The following is a 17,154-nucleotide window of genomic DNA, read 5'->3' as shown; positions in this document are numbered from 1 at the left end:
TGTCAGTTCGGTGCCGCCTCCACCAGGGAGAAGCCGATGTGCGGGGGCAGCGGGACGACGTCCGTGATCGTCAGGCCCGCCGCCGCGCACAGCTGGTCGAAGTCGGTGCGGGTGCGTTCGCGGCCGCCCACGAGGACCTGCATCTGCAGGTCCTTCAGGTACGGATCGAGTTCGGCGGCGTCGTCCGGGGCCGCCTGCTCCGGCAGGACCACCTCCACGATCAGCACCCGGCCGTGCGCCGGCATCGCGGCGCGGCAGTTGCGCAGGATGGTGGTGGCGTGTTCGTCGTCCCAGTTGTGCAGGACGCTCTTGATGAGGAACAGGTCGGCGCCCTGCGGCAGGCTCGCCAGGAAGTCGCCGGTGGCGACCGTGGCGCGCCCGTCGAGTCCGGCGGCCTTGAAGGTGTCCGCCGCCTGGGCCGCGCCTTCGACGGTTTCGAAGAGCACGCCCTGCAGGGCCGCATGATGGCCGAGAATGGCGGCCAGGAGCGTTCCGTCGCCGCCGCCGACGTCCATGACCGTGCGGAACCGGCCGAAGTCGTACGCCTCGGGCAGCGTCTGCGCCGTGCGGTGGGTCTCCTGGCTCATGGCCGCATTGAAGACGGCCGACAGCTCCGGCTCGCCGGCGAGGTACTGGTACAGCGGTACGCCGAAGTGCTCCTCGAAGGCCGTGCGGCCGCTGCGCAGGCTGGACTCCAGCCGGGTCCACGGCTGCAGCGTCTGCGGCGCGGTGTGGAAGCGCGCGAAGTCGTACAGCGAGTCGGGGTGGTCCTTGCGCAGCAGCGCACCGGCCGGGGCGAGGGCGAAGGTGCCGGGGGAGGGTTCGGTGCACAGCCCGAGGCTTGCGAGGGCCCGCAGCAGGCGGGTCATCTGTCGTGGGGGGAAGCCGTGCCTGCGGCCGAGGTCCTCGGCCCGTGCCGTGCCGTCGCCGATGGCGTCGGGAAGGCCCAGTCTCACGGCGAGGGCCACCGTCTCGGTGGCGCGTGCGCCGAAGACCCACTGCATGATCGCGCGGCGGCCCCCGTCGGTGTCGGGGGCGCCGTGGGAGGCGCTGGAGCCTGTGCTGCCTAAGCCTGCGGATTCCGTCATGCCTGTTCTCTCCTCTTCTGGAAGAGTCCGGTCCTTCTGGAAGAGTCCGGTCCGGATTGCTGCTTGATCCTCCAGGCGGGTCGAGCCGGAGTCAACCGTCGAAAAGGCCCGTAAACCGGGCGTCGCGCCCCGCACGGCCCATCCGGGCATGACCGCGAGGCCGCCATGTACTAGAGTTATCTCGACATCGAGATATTTGCCGAGAGGCGTACCGCTGCCGCTCCAGTAAGGCGAGCCTAACTAAGGCTCACCTTAGCGGATCAGCGCGGCGTGTGAGCGGCAGGATGGCCGCAGTACGCGATTTCATGCATGAAGGAGACTGTCGTGTCGGCGAACAGCTTCGACGCCCGCAGCACGCTGCAGGTGGGCGACGAGTCGTACGAGATCTTCCGGCTGGACAAGGTCGAGGGCTCCGCGCGCCTTCCCTACAGCCTGAAGGTGCTGCTGGAGAACCTGCTCCGCACCGAGGACGGCGCGAACATCACCGCCGACCACATCCGCGCGCTCGGCACCTGGGACTCCCAGGCCCAGCCGAGCCAGGAGATCCAGTTCACGCCGGCCCGCGTGATCATGCAGGACTTCACCGGCGTCCCCTGCGTCGTCGACCTCGCCACCATGCGCGAGGCCGTCAAGGAGCTCGGCGGCGACCCGGCGAAGATCAACCCGCTGGCCCCGGCCGAGCTGGTCATCGACCACTCCGTCATCGCCGACAAGTTCGGCACGCCCGACGCCTTCGGCCAGAACGTCGAGCTGGAGTACGGCCGCAACAAGGAGCGCTACCAGTTCCTGCGCTGGGGCCAGACCGCCTTCGACGAGTTCAAGGTCGTCCCCCCGGGCACCGGCATCGTCCACCAGGTCAACATCGAGCACCTGGCCCGCGTCGTCATGGTCCGTGACGGCAAGGCCTACCCCGACACCCTGGTCGGCACCGACTCGCACACCACCATGGTCAACGGCCTCGGCGTCCTCGGCTGGGGCGTCGGCGGCATCGAGGCCGAGGCCGCCATGCTCGGCCAGCCGGTCTCCATGCTCATCCCGCGCGTCGTCGGCTTCAAGCTCACCGGCGAGCTGCCCACCGGCACCACCGCCACCGACCTCGTCCTCACGATCACCGAGATGCTGCGCAAGCACGGCGTCGTCGGCAAGTTCGTCGAGTTCTACGGCGAGGGCGTCGCCGCCACCTCGCTGGCCAACCGCGCCACCATCGGCAACATGTCGCCCGAGTTCGGCTCCACCGCCGCGATCTTCCCGATCGACGACGAGACGCTGAACTACCTGCGCCTGACCGGCCGCTCCGAGCAGCAGGTCGCGCTCGTCGAGGCGTACGCCAAGGAGCAGGGCCTGTGGCTCGACCCGGCCGCCGAGCCCGACTTCTCCGAGAAGCTCGAGCTCGACCTGTCCACGGTCGTCCCCTCCATCTCCGGCCCCAAGCGCCCGCAGGACCGCATCGTCCTGGCCGAGGCCGCCTCCCAGTTCGAGCGTGACGTCCTCAACTACGTCTCCGACGTCGACGAGGCGGGCGTGGAGTCCTTCCCGGCCTCCGACGCCCCGGCCGCCACCAGTGGCGCCCCGTCCCGCCCGACCACGGTCACCGCCCCCGACGGCTCGACCTACGAGATCGACCACGGCGCCGTCACCGTCGCCGCGATCACCTCCTGCACCAACACCTCGAACCCGTACGTCATGGTCGCCGCCGCGCTCGTGGCCAAGAAGGCGGTCGAGAAGGGCCTGACCCGCAAGCCGTGGGTCAAGACCACCCTGGCGCCGGGCTCCAAGGTCGTCATGGACTACTACGACAAGGCCGGCCTGACCCCGTACCTCGACAAGATGGGCTTCAACCTCGTCGGGTACGGCTGCACCACCTGCATCGGCAACTCCGGCCCGCTGCCGGAGGAGGTCTCCAAGGCCGTCAACGAGCACGACCTCGCCGTCACCTCGGTCCTCTCCGGCAACCGCAACTTCGAGGGCCGGATCAACCCCGACGTCAAGATGAACTACCTGGCGTCCCCGCCGCTCGTCGTCGCCTACGCGATCGCCGGCTCGATGAAGGTCGACATCACCCGCGACGCCATCGGCATCGACACCGAGGGCAACCCGGTCCACCTCAAGGACATCTGGCCGACCGAGGCCGAGGTCAACGAGGTCGTCGCCGGCGCCATCGGCGAGGACATGTTCTCCAAGTCCTACTCCGACGTCTTCGCCGGCGACGCCCAGTGGCAGTCGCTGCCCGTCCCGACCGGCAACACCTTCGAGTGGGACGCCGAGTCCACCTACGTCCGCAAGCCCCCGTACTTCGAGGGCATGACCATGGACCCGGCCCCGGTCACCGACATCACCGGCGCCCGCGTCCTGGCCAAGCTGGGCGACTCGGTCACCACCGACCACATCTCCCCGGCCGGTGCCATCAAGGCCGACACCCCGGCCGGCAAGTACCTCACGGAGCACGGCGTCGAGCGCCGCGACTTCAACAGCTACGGCTCCCGCCGCGGCAACCACGAGGTCATGATCCGCGGTACGTTCGCCAACATCCGCCTGCGCAACCAGATCGCGCCGGGCACCGAGGGCGGCTACACGCGCGACTTCACCCAGCCCGACGCGCCGGTGTCGTTCATCTACGACGCCTCGCGCAACTACATCGAGCAGGGCATCCCGCTGGTCGTCCTGGCCGGCAAGGAGTACGGCTCCGGCTCCTCCCGCGACTGGGCCGCCAAGGGCACCGCGCTGCTCGGCGTCAAGGCCGTCATCGCCGAGTCCTACGAGCGCATCCACCGCTCCAACCTCATCGGCATGGGCGTCCTGCCCCTGCAGTTCCCCGAGGGCGCCTCGGCCGAGTCCCTCGGCCTGACCGGCGAGGAGACCTTCTCCTTCACCGGCGTCACCGAGCTCAACGAGGGCCGCACGCCGCGCACGGTCAAGGTCACCACCGACACGGGCGTGGAGTTCGACGCGGTCGTCCGCATCGACACCCCCGGCGAGGCGGACTACTACCGCAACGGCGGCATCATGCAGTACGTGCTGCGCTCGCTGATCCGCAAGTAAGCGGCAGCGACGCCGGAACGGCAAAGGGCCGCACCCCGTGGGAACGGGGTGCGGCCCTGTCGCGTTCTAGAACAGGTTGACGAACTGGTCCCAGCCGCCGCCGATGCGCGTACGGTTGGCGAACGGGTCCGTCTCGTTGCCGTTGCCCCGGTAGAGCCACAGGACGCCGGACTTGTCGCGGGCCAGCAGGTCGCTGCGGCCGTCGCCGTCGACGTCACCGGTGGCGACGAGGGCGTTGTAGATGTTCCAGCCGCCGCCGACCTTCACGCGGCTCTCGAACGGGTCGTTGGTGTTGCCGGTGCCCTTGTAGAACCACAGGTTGCCGTTGCGGTCCTTGGCGAGAATGTCCGTGCGGCCGTCGTCGTTCAGGTCACCGCGGCCGACGATGTCGGTGTACTGGTCCCACCCGCCGCCGACGCGGACGCGGTCGGTGAGCGTACCGTCGGGGTACGCCAGGTAGATCCACAGCACGCCGTTGCGGTCACGCGCGAGGAGGTCGGGCTCCTTGGCGCCACCGAGGTTGCCGGGGTTGAAGATGCGGTCGTAGATGTTCCAGCCACCGCCGATGACGGTGTGGACGACGTTGTCCTTGGTGCTGCCGCCGCGGGTGAGGTGCAGCACGCCGTCGAGCGTGCGGAAGTAGTGGCTGTCGGCCAGGCCGTCCTGGTCCAGGTCGGCCTGCGTCACGGCGGTGATGTTCCGCCAGTTGTCCGTCTCCTTCTTGGGGTCCGAGAACCCGCCGTGGCCGTCGCGCCAGTAGCTGAGGAGCTCGCCGTTGCCCTTGGCGGCCATCAGCGGAAAGTAGGGGGACTCCGCCCGGGACTCACCGGGCGCGGCCGCGGCGGTTCCGGCGGTGGTGCCGACCACCGCGGCGGCTATGGCCGCGGTGACGAGGCGCGTGAGCGTACGTCTGTGCCTGCGGCCGGGACTCTTGGTCATGGTGCGTACTCCTTGCGTGAGTTGGTTTCAGGATCTTTGCATACGGGTCCGACAAGACGGCAGGGCCACACCCCGTCAGGGGTGCGGCCCAGGCGATCCGTACCGTCGGTGCCGGAATCAGAAGAGATCGTTGTACTGGCCCCAGCCGGGCCCGATCTTCACGCGGCTCTCGAAGGGGTCGGTCTGCTTGCCGTTGCCCTTGTACAGCCACAGGACGCCGGACTTGTCGCGGGCGAGCAGGTCGCTGCGGCCGTCCAGGTTCACGTCACCGGTGGCGACGAGCTTGTCGAAGATGTTCCAGCCGCCGCCGACCTTGACGCGGCTCGCGAAGGGGTCGCCGGTGCTGCCGGTGCCCTTGTAGAACCACAGGTCGCCGTTGCGGTCGCGGGCGAGCATGTCGGCCTTGCCGTCGCCGTTCAGGTCGCCCTTGCCGACGATGTCGGTGTAGGTGTCCCAGCCGCCGCCGACGCGGATGCGGTCGCCGAGCGTGCCGTCGGTGCGCGCCGGGTAGAGCCACAGCACACCCGACTTGTCCCGGGCGAGCAGGTCGGCTTCGGTGGTGCCGCCGACGTTGCCGGGGGACAGGAGGCGGTCGTAGATGTTCCAGCCGCTGCCGATCCGGACGGGGTCGGGGTCGTCGTTCTCGGTCTTGCCCTCGGGAACGTAGGCCAGTGTGCCGTCGCTCGTCCGGAAGTAGACGCTGTCGTAGTACCCGTTCTGGGCGTGGTCGACGTTCACCGTTGCGGTGACGCCCCGCCAGTCGACATCGGGAATCTGCTCCCGGTCGCCGAAGCCGCCCTGGCCGTTCGGCGCATAGACGAAGACCTCACCGGTCGACTTCGTCGCGTGCAGCGGGAAGAACGGGGCGGCGGGTGTCGGCCGGTAATCCGGCGAGGGGGCCGCCTGGGCGGTGCCCGCCACGACGCCGGTGAGAGCCGCGGCGGCTATCGCCGCGACAGCGAGGCGCGAAAGGGCACGTCCGCCCTTACGGCCGGAGGTTTGGGCCACGTAGTGCTCCTGAAAGACAAAAGTGACGCGAAACAGTCGTTTGTTGTCGCGTTTTCGTCCAGATCATTACATGGCCCTCATGAGACCCGTCACCCACCCGGGGTAGGTCCGGACCTGCGTGCAGGGCCGCGCCCCCGAAGTGGGGACGCGGCCGCGAGCAGGCCGGCGATGCCGGTCAGTACATCGTGACGTACTGGTCCCAGCCGCCACCGATCTTCGTACGGTTCTCGAAGGGGTCGGACTGGTTGCCGTTGCCGCGGTAGAGCCACAGGACGCCGGACTTGTCGCGGGCGAGCAGGTCGCTGCGGCCGTCGCGATCGACGTCACCGGTGGCGACAAGCATGTTGTACGTGTTCCAGCCACCGCCCACCTTCACCCGGCTGGCGAAGGGGTCCTTGTAGTCGCCGGTGCCCTTGTAGAACCACAGGTCGCCGTTGCGGTCCTTCGCGACCATGTCGGGCTTGCCGTCGCCGTTGAGGTCGCCCTTGCCGGCGATGTCGGTGTAGGTGTCCCAGCCGCCGCCGACGCGGATACGGTCGCCGAGCGTGCCGTCGGTGCGCGCCAGGTAGACCCACAGCACGCCGGCCTTGTCCCGGGCCAGAATGTCGGATTCGCCGCTACCGCCGACGTCACCGACGGACAGCAGGCGATCGTAGATGTCCCAGCCGCCGCCGATGCGCTTCTCGTTGAGGTCCTTGTCGTTGAACCACAGCGAGCCGTCCGTCTCCCGGGTGTAGAGCCCGTCGGAGACGCCGTTGCGGTCGTGGTCGACCTGCACGGCGGCGGTCATGTACTGCCATCCGTTGATGACGTACATGGCGTCTTCAAAGTTGCCCATGCCATTGGGCTTATACGCGTAGAGGTAGCCCGCGTCGTCGGCGGCGAACAGCTTGTAAAGGGGTGCCTCGGCCGTGGGGTCGACGGCGGAGCGAACAGCGGCAATGCCGTTGCGCGGTGCAGCTTTGGGCTGCGCGGCGCCCGCCTTTGCGGCGGCCTTGGCCGCCGACCTGGGCGTGAGAGGGGCCGGCTTGGCTGCGACTGCACTACCCGTCGTAGCGCCGGTCAGGGCCGCGGCTATCGCCGCGACGGTGAGGCCCGAGAGGGCGCGTCCGCCCTTACGGCCGGAGGTGTGGGTCACCTGGGGCTCCTTGAAAGAGTGGTGAGACGCAACGTCCAAGAGGAGCGGTGCGAGTTCCCCTTGATCTTTTCATGAGAGCTCCATGCGTAGAGCCATCTTTAGTGCATGCGCCCGGACATCTTGGCCGGTAGGATGCCGCAAGCATCGTCCGCTCCAGGAGGGCGATTCGTTTCCTGGCCAGGAAAACTCGGGCCCCGTCAAGCGACGGGACCCGAGGCCTGCTCCCAAGGACTAAGGCATTGTTGAATTACGCGTTGATCGGCCACATGAGACTGCGCTCTCCGAGTGTGCCGTCCGACTTGCCGGGGTAAAGGAAAAGATCTACTGCCCTGCCGTTAGCGGTGGGGATGTGGGGGCCTTCCGGACGGGGCGCCCCCTTCAGGGCAGCCACGTCACTCTTGCCGTCCTTGTTGAAGTCGCCACCCACGATTGCCTGGAAAGCGTCCCAAGTGTTGTCGCGCCACATGTAGGTGCCGTCGTCGAACATGTCCTTCGCATTGCCTCGGTACAAGTGCAACGCTCCATCGTTTGCTACCGCTGCAATATCGTCACGACCATCGCCGTTGAAGTCGCCAGTGGTGATCTGCTTCTTGAACCAAGTCTTGTCGCGCCACATTTCGCGCCTTGAGTCGAGGAGCTTGCCGTCAGGCGCAGTCCGGTAGGCGTACAGCGAACCGTCCTTGGCCACCGCAATCACCCCGTCCCGGCCGGAATTATCGGCCTTGAAGCGGGCGATATGTGCCATCCCGCCCCAGGAGGCGTCTTTCCACATGTCGACCGGGGCGCCCAGCGAGTCTTCCGTGGTACCCGGGTAGAGAAGCAGATGGCCGTCTTTGGTCAAGGCGGCGATATCTGCCTTGCCGTCTCCGTTAAAATCACCGGCGATAATCTTCTGTGCCAGGATCAAATTGGGGTCGGGCTGCCGCCAAAGCGTACGCCCGTACTCCAGTTTTCCATCTGCGGCCGTGTAGAAGGCATACAGCTTGCCGTCGTCGAGAACTCCCGCTATGTCGGGACGTCCATCACCATTGAAGTCGGCCGAAGCTATGAGGTCGGTGGCAGAGCGGTACATCGACGCCATGCGCACCCGTTGGATCCAGCTGCCGAGGTCATCGATGCGGACTTCAGATGCTCTGCTGTCGCTGTTGGTCGACGAACCGAAGCATCCTGTCTGTGAGGACGAGGTGTTTATCCCGATGAGCTCGTACCGGCCGTCCTTCTCCCGGAAGGCGGGACTTCCGGCATCGCCCGGACAGATGCTCGCCGACTGATCCTTGCCCTTGAGAGTGAAGGTTTCCCCTTGCACTGCATCGACAGAGAAGCTGGCTGCGTGCATCCGTTCGGGCGACCACTCGTCGCTGGTTCGACCGAACCCGCTGACCTTCAGGGTCTCCCCCTGCATGAGGGGAGTTGCTGCGATGGGTATGGGCTGCGAGTTCCTGATCGGCGGATTGAGTGCGGAGCCGAACCTGTCTTCAGGCGAACGAACCAACCGGACCATCACCAGGTCACGGTTCTCGTGAGGGACCAGTTCGGCCGCCATCACGGTCTCCCTTTCGGGAAGTTCCGCAGTTCCTACGGCGACCTTCACCTTCATCTTGGGGGCACCCGCGGGAATCTTGCTTCCCTGACCGGGGCTCTCCGCGAAGCAGCTGGCAGCAGTCAGGACCCAGCGAGGGTCCACCAGGGCGCCGGAGCATGCCCGCGCTCCGTCGCCGATGTACAGCTTGGCGGTGAAGGGGTACTGGCCGTCCTTGACCTCGTCACCCACCACGGCGTGCGCGGGGGTGGTGGTCAGGATGCTTGCCGCAGCTGCAGTGACGGCCGCGGCAAGCATGGGACGTCGCGCGGCGCGAGGACGCTTTTTCAGCATTTTCTATTCCGTATGACTCGGGTGGTCAATCCGTGAGGACGGACTGTGCGGCTACGTTTCCTTGGCGGTGGAACAAGCCAATGGGAGTCGCTCTCCTTGCCCCCTGGCGACAAACAAGAAGAAGGCGGCTGGCTGCTGGCACCGATGCAAGGTGGACCGTCCGACGAGAGGGCCGAGAGCTGGGCAGTTCCCCAACGTCCGCTGTCCCGGCCCAGCAGGCTTTGCACCCTGCGATCTCGGACTGGTTCGTGCCATTGATATCACCTGGACGACCTGCCGGGAAAGGCGGGTGATGCCTCGTCAGTCCGACAAGTGAGGGTCTAGGTGACTGAATGTCATGTGGTAGGCAACCAGCGACCTGTCCGCTTACCACCCCTTAGATGATGTACGTCCCCTGGTTGCTGTGAGCACTGAGTGGCCTCCGGCACTTCACCGCCCCAGCAGTTCCACCTCCGCCAGTTGCGCCGGCTCCCCGCCCTCCGGCAGCAGGCGGTAGTGGCGGTACGTCGCCGGGGTGCGCAGGGTGAAGGCGCGCGTTTGGTGGTCCCATCGGAAGGGCTCCGTCGTGCGGTGGTCGAGCTGTGTCCATGCCGTGCCGTCCGCCGAGCCCTGCAGCGTCCACCCCCGTGGTGCCTTCGCCCGGTCCGCCGAGGTCAGGGTGTACGACGTGACCCGCGCGCCCTCCCGCACCGTGAAATCGGCCACCGTGAACGAGGCCTCGGTGCGGGAGGTGTTGTCCGTCAGTGCCGAGCCGTCCGGCAGCGTGACGTCCACCGGTGGCACCGGTGCTGCATCGTCCCGGGTCAGCGACGTGGGGGCCGCGTCCGGGGCCGTCGCCCAGCGGGAGGGGCGCGGGCCCATGGTGAAGTCCAGGGTCGCACCCGCGGCCAGCACGGAATGCGGCAGGGCCGTCGAGTTCCACGCACGGCCGTTGACGCGCAGGCCCTGCACGTAGAGGTTGCGGGCGCTGTTGTGCGGGGCGCGGACGGCGAGGGTGCGGCCGTTGTCCATGCGGACGGTGGCCTTCGTGAACAGCGGTGACCCGATCGCGTACTCGCCCTGGCCCATCACCAGCGGGTGGAAGCCCAGCGCGCCGAAGACGTACCAGGCCGACATCTCCCCGTTGTCCTCGTCGCCGGGATACCCCTGGCCGATCTCGCTGCCGAGGTAGAGCCGGGTGAGGACCTCGCGGACCTTCTCCTGCGTCTTCCACGGCCTGCCCGCCGCGTCGTAGAGGTACGCGATGTGGTGCGGCACCTGGTTGTTGTGGCCGTACATGCCCATGCGGACGTCCCGGGCCTCGGTCATCTCGTGGATGACGCCGCCGTAGGAGCCGGCGAACTCCGGTGCGCCGGTCTCGGGGGTGGCGAAGTAGGCGTCGAGCTTGGCGGCGAGGCCGGCGCGGCCGCCGTACAGGTTGCCCAGTCCCCGGGTGTCGTGGGGGACGGCGAAGGCGAAGTTCCAGCCGTTGCTCTCGGTGTAGTCGTGGCCCCACACGCGGGGGTCGTACGCCTCGGGCGCGAGCCGCCAGGCGCCGGAGGCGTCGCGGCCCTGGAAGAAGCCGATGCGCCGGTCGAAGAGGTGGACGTAGGTGCGGGCCCGCCCGAGGAAGTACTCCGATTCCTCGCGGTAGCGCTCCTTGTGCGTGCGCGCGTACAGGGCCTGCGCCATGCGCCCGATGCCGAAGTCGTTGAGGCAGCCCTCCAGGGTCCAGGACAGGCCCTCGCGGGTGCGGGTGCTCGTCCAGCCGAGGAAGGGGGAGGTGTCCATGCCCTTGCGGCCGGTGCCGGGATCGGCGGGAAGGACGGTGGCGTTCTTCACGGCCGCCTCGTACGCCGCCTCCGCGTCGAAGGGCACGCCCTTGACGGCGAGGTCGGCGAAGGCGACGTCCGAGCTGGTGCCGGTCATCAGGTCGGCGTAGCCGGGGGAGGACCAGCGCGAGATCCAGCCGCCGTCCTTGTACTGCCGGACGAAGCCGTCGGCGAGCTGCCCGGCCCGGCGCGGGGTGAGCAGGGAGTAGGCGGGCCAGGCGGTGCGGTAGGTGTCCCAGAAGCCGTTGTTGACGTAGACCTGCCCGTCGACGATCTTCGCACCGGTGCGTGTCGGGGTCGGCTCGCCGGCCGGCGGGGAGAAGGGGCTGGCGTAGCGCGGGTGGGGGCGGGCGGGGGTGCCGGTGTTCTCGGATCCGGAGTTGGGATACAGGTACAGGCGGTAGAGGCTGGAGTAGAGGGTGGTGAGCTGGTCGCGGGTGGCGCCCTCGACCTCGACGCGGCCGAGGAGTGCGTCCCAGGCGGCGCGGGCCCGGTCGCGGACGGCGGCGAAGCCGGTGCCGGCGGGTATCTCCTGGTGGAGGTTGGCCTTCGCCTGGTCGAGGCCGATGAGGGAGGTGGCGATGCGCAGCGTCACGGTGCGGTCCCGGCCGGGGGCGAAGCGCAGGTAGCCGGTGACGCCGTCGCCCGCGTCGCCGCGCAGCATGCCGCCGGCGGTGACGGGCGCGTCGAAGACGCCGTACACGAAGAGCCGGCCGGCGCCCGTCGACAGGCCGCTGCGGACGTCCGACCAGCCGCTGAAGGAGGCGTGGGCGGGGTCGAGGGTCAGCCCGCCCTGGTTGCGCACGTTGTCCAGCAGGACGGACGCGTCGTCGCCGGGGAAGGTGAAGCGCATGATCGCCGCGTGGTCGGTGGGGGCGATGTCCGCCTTCAGGCCGTTCTCGAAGGTCACCCCGTAGTGGTGGGGGCGGGCGCTCTCGCGCTCGTGGCGGAAGGGCAGGGCCCTGGCCGTGCGGCCGGCGGGTGGCGTGCCGGCGGCGGCCGAGGGCATGACCTGGAACGTCTGCCGGTCGCCCATCCAGGGGCTGGGTTCGTGACTGGCGCCGAACGCCTGGATGGTCGGCAGGTTGTCGGCGTTGTTGGCGGCGGCGTACTGGTAGAGCCAGTCCAGGGAGCCGGCGTTGGTGACCGGGGTCCAGAAAGTGAAGCCGTGGGGTACGGCGGTGGCCGGAAAGGTGTTGCCGCGGGAGAAGTTGGGGCCGGAGTTGGTGCCGCGCGTGGTGAGGGCCCGGTCCGCCGGGTGGGCCGGGGGCCGCTCGGCGGGGGCGGGGGCGAGCACGATGTCGTCCACCCAGCCGCGGAACGTCGCGGGGCCGGCCGGCGCGTCGTAGGCGAGCAGGATGCGCTCGACCGTCCTGCCGGCGGCGACGGCGCCGATGTGCGCCTCCTTGTTGTTCCACTGGTTGGGGTAAAGCGTCTTGGAGGCGGCCTGGCCCTGCGGGGTCAGCGGGGCGCCGTGCCGGTCGACGGCGCCGAGGTCGCTGAGGTAGGTGCCGTCGCTGAAGGCGAGGTCGAGGGCGACGTGCGTGGCCGGGTAGCGGGCGTCGGCCTCCGGCATGGCCGGGAAGATCTTGTACGACAGCACGGTGCGTGCCGTCACCTTGGTGTGCACGGCGAAGACGCGGTTGTACGAGTAGGCGCGCCCGGTGGCCAGGTGGGTGCCGCCGTAGCGCAGGGCGTGGGTGCCGGTGAAGCCGGCCCGGGCCTTGGCCGTGGGGGAGCCGGTGGGGCCGCGGTCGGGACGGGTGCGCATGTCGGCGGGCGGCGGGGTGCCCGCGGCGTCGGTGGCCAGCTGCACCTCGGCGAGCTGGGTGAGGGGCTCCCCGCCGTTGCGGGTGATCTCCAGGCGGTAGTGGCGGTACGGGTGGCCGGGGGAGTCGCCGGCGACGGTGAACTCCCGCGTCTGCAGGCGCTTGCCGAAGGTCTCGTCGCGGCGGGAGTCCAGGGTGGTCCAGCTCCGGCCGTCGTCGGACCCGGCGAGCGTCCAGGCGCGCGGGTCGCGGCCGGGGGCGTCGTTGGCGGAGGTCAGGGCGTAGCGGACGGCCGTGACGGGCTCGGTGAGGTCGAACTCCAGCCAGGCGGTCGGCTGGAAGACGAGCCACTTGGTCGTGGGCTCGCCGTCGACGAGGTTCTCCTTCACCTCGCCGGCCTCGGTGTTCTCGCCACTGGCCCGGACCGCCACGACCTTGTCGGTGACGTTGCCGGGTATGCCGTGCGCGTCGTCGCCGTTCACACCGGAGGCGCGCCGGCGGCCGTCGGGGCCGGTCTCGACGGTGTCGAGCCAGTCGGGTTGCGGGTCGCCGGGCTCGAAGGACGAGGAGAAGCGCTCGGGGGCGGGGTGCTCGTCGGCTCTCGCGGGCAGTGTCTGATAGGACGTCATCACCGTGAGGGCGGCGATGAGCAGAGCAAGGAGTCGGGTGGTTCTCTCGTGCCGGTCGCGTCTGCGGGGTCTGTGGGGTATCCCGGGCATCCCATGCCTCTCCGCCGTCGGACAACGTTGTCAGTCGTCGTGCGCAGAGACAAGTAGGGCGTGAGGGGCCAGAGGTGTCAAGGGTCCGGGGAGGGCGGTGCGAGGTCTCAACTCGGGAAAGAGTCACGGTCGAAACTGCTTACGATCTTGCCCAGTTGATCGGAGTGGACTATACCTGTCGAACAGTCCGGAGCGGCCCATCGGCCGCTCCGCGGACCCCGGGGGAGAGCGGCGGGCGAATGCGCCGCGGGGGATTCCCCGGCGCACACCCAGCACCAGGCTTCAACCGATCCGCGGTGTCCGGCCCTTCGGCGGTGGCGAGATGCGCAAGGGAGACCGCTGCACCGCCTGAGTCGCCAAGAAGGCGAGGACTTGAGCATGGGACCCACCCCCGCATTCAGCCGGCGCGACCTCATTCGCAGGGCCGCGGCCCTGGGAATCGTCGCGGTGCCCTCCGTGAGCCTGCTGACCGCCTGCGCCAGCGGTGACAGCGGAAGCGGCAACCAGGTCGACAAAGGGCACAAGAGCGCGCGCAATCCGCTCGCCGTCAACGAGTCCGCACCGCTCGAAGTCGTCATCTTCGACGGCGGGTTCGGGCAGCAGTACGCCAAGGACGCCGAGGCCGCGTACAAAAAGGCCTTTCCCCAGGCCCAGGTGAAGCACTCCGCCACCCAGGAGATCCAGACCCAGCTCCAGCCCCGCTTCAACGGCGGCACCCCGCCGGACCTCATCGACAACTCCGGTGCCAAACAGATGGACAGCGGCACCCTGGTCGCCAAGAAACAGCTCACCGACCTCAATGCCCTGCTGGATGCGCCCTCCTACGACGACCCGTCGAAGAAGGTCCGCGACACCCTGCGCCCGGGCGTCGTGGAAATGGGCCGCTTCGACGGCGACGAGACGTGGATCCTCTACTACGCCTACACCGTCTACGGCGTGTGGTACTCGAAGACCAATCTCGCCAAGCTCGACGCGCAGTACCCCGAGACCTGGGACGAGATGCTCAAGGTCTGCGAGGCGGCGAAGAAGAAGGGCATCGCCGGCTGGACGTACGCCGGGAAGTACCCCTACTACATTCCGTTCAGCCTCTACCCCTTCATCGCGAAGATCGGCGGGGTGGAGGTGCTCAACCGCATCGACAACCTGGAGCCGAACGCCTGGAAGGACCCCGCGGTCAAGGCGGCCTTCGAGGCGTACTACGAGCTGTACAGGAAGGGGTACATCCTCCAGGGCTCCCCGGGCCTGACCCACATCGAGTCGCAGACCGCCTGGAACCAGGGCAAGGCCCTGTTCATCCCCAACGGGTCCTGGGTGGAGCACGAGTCGCAGAAGACGACGCCCGAGGACTTCCGGATGGCCGTCGGTGCGCCGTCGGGCCTCGACAAGAGCGACAAGATGCCGTTCGGCACCATCTGGGCCTCCGGCGGAGAGCCGTTCATCGTGCCGAAGAACGCGAAGAACCCGCAGGGCGGCATGGAACTGCTGCGCATGATGCTGGGCAGGCAGTCCTCGCAGAACTTCATCAAGTCCGTCTCCTCCTTGACCTCCTTCAACGGCGGCACCGACGGCCTCACCCTGCCGTCCGGCCTCGCCTCCTCGCAGGAGGCCCTGGCCAAGGCCGGCAAGAACGTCGTCAACCCCCGCATCCAGGACTGGTACGTCGCCCTGCAGAAGGAGAAGATCGGCGTGGCGGCCCTCGGCGAGATGATGGCCGGCCGGCTCACCCCCGACGAGGCCATCGCCAAGATCCAGCGCTTCGCCGACGACACCGCGAAGGACAGCTCCGTCAAGAAGTACCGGCACAAGTGAGCGGCGGCAGCCATGCAGCACGGTAAGTACCGCTTCATCGCGGGGTTCCTGGTCCTGCCGCTCGCGATCTACGGCGTCTTCGTCGTGTCGCCCTTCCTCCAGGCCATCTACTACTCCTTCACGGACTGGACGGGCCTCAGCCCCGACTTCACGGTGACGGGGCTCGAGAACTACCGGCGGCTGTGGAAGGACGACATCTTCTGGACGGCTGTCGGGCACAACGTCGTGCTGCTGCTGGTGCTGCCGCTGGTGACACTCGGGCTGGGGCTGTTCTTCGCCTTCATGCTCAACGTCGGCGGCCGCCGCAGGAGGAACGCGGCGATCGCCGGCGTGCGCGGTTCGAACGTCTACAAAATCGTCTACTTCTTCCCGCAGGTCCTCTCGATCGCCATCGTCGCCCTGCTCTTCCAGTTCGCCTACAACCCCAACAGCGGTGCCCTGAACTCCTTCCTCGGCGCCATCGGCCTGGACTCCGTGCGCCCGGCATGGCTGGGCGACCCGGACCTTGCGCTGTGGTGCGTGATGGTGGTGATGGTCTGGAGCAACGTCGGCTTCTACGTGGTGCTGTTCTCGGCCGGCATGAGCGCCATTCCCCGGGACTTCTACGAGGCCGCGCTGCTGGACGGCGCCAACCGCCTGCAGACCTTCTTCCGCATCACCCTGCCCCTGCTGTGGGACACGGTGCAGACGGGCTGGGTCTACATGGGCATCATGGCCCTGGACTCCTTCGCCGTCGTCCAGATCATGACCATCGGGCCCGGCGGACCGGACTACTCCACCGAGGTCCTCTCCTTCTACCTGTACACCAAGGCGTTCCGCGACGGTCAGGCCGGCTACGCGACCACGCTCGGCGTCGCGCTGCTCATCGTCACCCTGCTCTTCGCGGGCATCGTCCTCAAGCTCGGCCGGCGCGAAAGGCTGGAGTACTGATGGCCGTCACCACCAACGGGGCCGGGGAGCCGGCGGGTACGACCGGGGAGCCGGTGGGCACGACCCGGGAGCCGGCGGGCAGCAGCGGCGCGGCGCGCCGGCGCACGGATCGCGGGGACGGCGAGGGCGGCGTGCTGAACGTCTTCTCGCACGGCGTGCTGCTGCTGTGGGCGCTGATGGTGACGCTGCCGCTGCTGTGGGCGGTGATGAGCGCCTTCAAGACCGACAAGGAGATCTTCACCTCGCCCTGGTCGCTGCCGGGCGGCCTGCACGTCGACGCCTGGGGCCGGGCGTGGTCCGAGGCGCACATGGGCGAGTACTTCCTCAATTCGCTGATCGTCGTGGCCGGTTCGCTCTTCGGGACGATGCTGCTCGGCTCGATGGCGGCCTATGTGCTGGCCCGGTTCACCTTTCCCGGAAACCGTTTCGTCTATTTCCTCTTCGTCGGCGGGATGAGTTTCCCCGTCATCCTGGCGCTGGTGCCGCTGTTCTTCGTCATGAAGAACCTGCAGCTGCTGAACACCTATCCCGGGCTGATCCTGGTCTACATCGCCTATTCGCTGCCGTTCACGATCTTCTTCCTCAGCGGATTCTTCCGGACGCTGCCGACGTCCGTGGCCGAGGCGGCGATGATCGACGGGGCCTCGCACACCCGGACCTTCTTCCAGGTCATGCTGCCGATGGCCAAGCCCGGGCTGATCAGTGTCGGGATCTTCAACTTCCTCGGCCAGTGGAACCAGTACCTGCTGCCCACCGTGCTCAACGTCGGCGACGACCGGATGAAACTGCTGCCCCAGGGCCTGGTTGCGCTGGCCGTCAGCCAGGGCTACAAGGGCGACTGGTCCGGGCTCTTCGCCGGCCTGGTCATGGCGATGCTGCCGGTGCTGGCGGCCTACATCGTCTTCCAGCGTCAGGTGCAGACGGGACTGACGGCCGGTGCCCTGAAGTGATCCCCCGGCGGGGTCCGTCGTTCCCCGGGGCCGCCCCCCGGCATGGCCGGGGCGTGGCCCAGCCCTTACGCTGTGACGTCA

At 68.4% G+C, this 17,154-nt stretch carries 10 protein-coding genes; 4 read left to right on the top strand and 6 right to left on the bottom strand.

The features are described from left to right. Positions 1–2: 2 nt before the first annotated feature. Positions 3–1,088: a methyltransferase gene (locus AC27L3_RS17240; protein WP_487234899.1), complete on the bottom strand. Its 1,086-nt coding sequence runs from the start codon at positions 1,086–1,088 to the stop codon at positions 3–5. A gap of 324 nt (positions 1,089–1,412) precedes the next feature. Between AC27L3_RS17240 and acnA the strand changes: the two genes are divergently transcribed. Then, positions 1,413–4,127, top strand: coding sequence for an aconitate hydratase AcnA (gene acnA / locus AC27L3_RS17235; RefSeq protein WP_487234898.1), 2,715 nt, complete (start codon positions 1,413–1,415; stop codon positions 4,125–4,127). 66 nt (positions 4,128–4,193) lie between these two features. On the opposite strand, the gene AC27L3_RS17230 is transcribed toward acnA, so the two are convergent. From AC27L3_RS17230 to AC27L3_RS17210, 5 genes are all read right to left on the bottom strand, one after another. After that, positions 4,194–5,066: an FG-GAP repeat domain-containing protein gene (locus AC27L3_RS17230; protein ID WP_487234897.1), complete on the bottom strand. Its 873-nt coding sequence runs from the start codon at positions 5,064–5,066 to the stop codon at positions 4,194–4,196. A gap of 117 nt (positions 5,067–5,183) precedes the next feature. Continuing rightward, positions 5,184–6,074 carry an FG-GAP-like repeat-containing protein gene (locus AC27L3_RS17225; protein ID WP_487234896.1) on the bottom strand — a complete coding sequence of 297 codons (891 nt, stop codon included), beginning with the start codon at positions 6,072–6,074 and terminating at the stop codon, positions 5,184–5,186. Between the two features lie 175 nt (positions 6,075–6,249). Then, positions 6,250–7,212, bottom strand: a complete 963-nt coding sequence (locus AC27L3_RS17220) for an FG-GAP repeat domain-containing protein (RefSeq protein ID WP_487234895.1) — start codon at positions 7,210–7,212, stop codon at positions 6,250–6,252. Between the two features lie 247 nt (positions 7,213–7,459). Further along, entirely contained in the window at positions 7,460–9,085 is a 1,626-nt protein-coding gene (locus tag AC27L3_RS17215) for a trypsin-like serine protease (protein WP_487234894.1), read from the bottom strand. 429 nt (positions 9,086–9,514) lie between these two features. Then, positions 9,515–13,384, bottom strand: coding sequence for a GH92 family glycosyl hydrolase (locus AC27L3_RS17210; RefSeq protein WP_487234893.1), 3,870 nt, complete (start codon positions 13,382–13,384; stop codon positions 9,515–9,517). A gap of 378 nt (positions 13,385–13,762) precedes the next feature. On the opposite strand from AC27L3_RS17210, the gene ngcE reads away from it, so the two are divergent. The 3 genes from ngcE to AC27L3_RS17195 are packed head-to-tail and all read left to right on the top strand — an operon-like array spanning position 13,763 to position 17,073. Further along, positions 13,763–15,193 (top strand): N-acetylglucosamine/diacetylchitobiose ABC transporter substrate-binding protein, encoded by a 1,431-nt coding sequence (gene ngcE, locus AC27L3_RS17205; protein ID WP_487234892.1) that lies wholly within the window; start codon positions 13,763–13,765, stop codon positions 15,191–15,193. 12 nt (positions 15,194–15,205) lie between these two features. After that, on the top strand, positions 15,206–16,123 hold the full coding sequence (locus tag AC27L3_RS17200; RefSeq protein ID WP_487234891.1) for a carbohydrate ABC transporter permease: 918 nt from the start codon (positions 15,206–15,208) through the stop codon (positions 16,121–16,123). Next, entirely contained in the window at positions 16,123–17,073 is a 951-nt protein-coding gene (locus AC27L3_RS17195) for a carbohydrate ABC transporter permease (RefSeq protein ID WP_487234890.1), read from the top strand. The genes AC27L3_RS17200 and AC27L3_RS17195 overlap by 1 nt, the downstream gene beginning before the upstream one ends. The last annotated feature ends 81 nt before the right edge of the window (positions 17,074–17,154 follow it).

This window comes from Streptomyces sp. PKA51 (genome assembly GCF_057552455.1).
Note: the sequence above shows the minus strand (reverse complement) of the source record. Positions and strands in the feature narration are given on the sequence as shown.